This window comes from uncultured Amaricoccus sp. (assembly GCF_937858865.1).
GTDB lineage: Bacteria > Pseudomonadota > Alphaproteobacteria > Rhodobacterales > Rhodobacteraceae > Amaricoccus.
The window spans coordinates 1-1,968 of the sequence record NZ_CALLYO010000021.1 but is presented as its reverse complement, the minus strand read 5'-3'; the positions used below and the strand labels follow the sequence as shown (position 1 = coordinate 1,968).

Sequence of the window (1,968 nt, the reverse complement as noted above, 5' to 3'; positions counted from 1 at the left end):
GGGCAGTCCTGCGGGCTGCACCTGACCGGCGGGGTGATGATGGCCGGCGATCCGGTCCGGATGGACTTCCTGCGGCTCGCACACGCCAAGGGGCGCTGTCTCGGGATGGACACTGAGATCATCACGCCGTCCGAGGCGGCGGCGATGTTCCCGCTGATGGACCCGTCGCATTTCGTCGGCGCGCTCTGGGACCCGGTCGAGGGGCATCTCGACCCGGCGGGAACGACGCACGCCTACGCCAGGGCGGCGCAGCGGCTGGGCGCGACGGTGGTGCTCCGGAACCGGGTGGTGGAGCTGACGCAGGCGGCGGGGGGCGCCTGGAGCGTCGTGACCGAGCAGGGGACGGTGACCGCCGAGCATGTGGTGAACTGCGGCGGGCTCTGGGCGCGCGAGGTCGGGCGGATGGTCGGGCTGGAGCTGCCGGTGCTCGCCATGGAGCATATGTATCTGCTGACCGAGGCGCTGCCGGAGGTGGAGGAGTTCCGGGCGCGCACCGGGCGGGAGATGGTGGGCGTGCTCGACCTGCCGGGGGAGATCTACACCCGGCAGGAGCGGGGAGGGGTGCTGCTCGGCACCTACGAGAGGGACTGCCGGCCCTGGTCGCCGAAGGCCGCGCCCTGGGACTTCGGGCACGAGCTGCTGCCGCCCGACCTCGACCGGATCGCGCCCTCGCTGGAGGTGGGCTTCCGGCACTTCCCGGCGCTGGAGCGGGCCGGGATCAGGCAGGTGATCAACGGGCCCTTCACCTTCGCCCCGGACGGCAATCCGCTGGTCGGGCCGGTGCAGGGGCTGACCAACTTCTGGGTGGCCTGCGGGGTGATGGCGGGCTTCAGCCAGGGCGGGGGCGTGGGGCTGGTGCTCGCCAACTGGATGACGGAGGGCGATCCGGGGCACGACGTCTTCGGCATGGACGTGGCGCGCTTCGGGGAGTGGGCGAGCCTGCGCTACACCAACGCCAAGGTGCGGGAGAACTATTCGCGGCGCTTCTCGATCCGCTTCCCGAACGAGGAGCTCGTCGCGGCGCGGCCGCAGCAGACGACCCCGCTCTACGACATCATGACGCGCGAGCGGAACGCGGTGATGGGGGTGACCTGGGGGCTCGAGGTGCCGCTCTGGTTCGCGCCCGAGGGCGAGGAGGCGCGGGATGTCCTCTCCTTCCATCGCTCCAACGATTTCGAGCATGTAGGCGCGGAAGTTCGCGCGGTGCGCGAGGACGTGGGCGTCACCGAGATCGCGAACTTCGCCAAGTATGCGGTGACCGGCCCGGGGGCGGAGGGCTGGCTCGAGCGGATGCTCGCCAACCGGATGCCGCGGACCGGGCGGATCGCGCTCGCGCCGATGCTGAACGCGGCGGGAAAGCTGATCGGCGACTTCACGGTGGCGAAGTCGGGCGAGGGGCGGTTCCTGGTGCTCGGCTCCTCGGCGGCGCAGATCCATCACCTGCGCTGGTTCGAGGCGCATCTGCCCGGCGACGGCTCGGTGACCGTCGAGCGGCTGGGGATGCGCCTCATGGGGCTGATGCTGGCGGGGCCGCGGTCGCGCGCGGTGCTGGCGGCGCTGGCCGACGGGGACGTGTCGAACGCGGCCTTCCGCTTCATGGACCACCGGGCGATGGACGTCGGCGGCGTGCCGGCGCTGGTCAACCGGCTGAGCTACACCGGCGATCTCGGCTACGAGATCTGGGTCGAGCCCTGCTATCTCAGGACGCTCTACCGGGCGATCGAGGCCGAGGGGGTCGCCGACTTCGGGATGCGGGCGCTTCTCTCCATGCGGCTCGAGAAGAACTGGCCCACCTGGTTCGCCGAGCTGCGCCCGATCTACGGCGCCTTCGAGGGCGGGATGGAGCGGTTCGTGCGGCTCGACAAGGACTTCATCGGCCGGGATGCGGCAGCATACGAGGCGGAGACGGGACCCCGGCTCCGCCGGGTGAGCCTCGCGATCGAGGCCGCGGACGCCGATGTCATGGGC

Annotated in this window: 1 protein-coding gene; it reads left to right on the top strand. The window is 71.4% G+C overall.

The genetic code is table 11. The features are described 5' to 3' along the window. On the top strand, positions 1-1,968 hold a 1,968-nt coding region (locus Q0112_RS00385; RefSeq protein ID WP_297970080.1), incomplete at both ends, for an FAD-dependent oxidoreductase.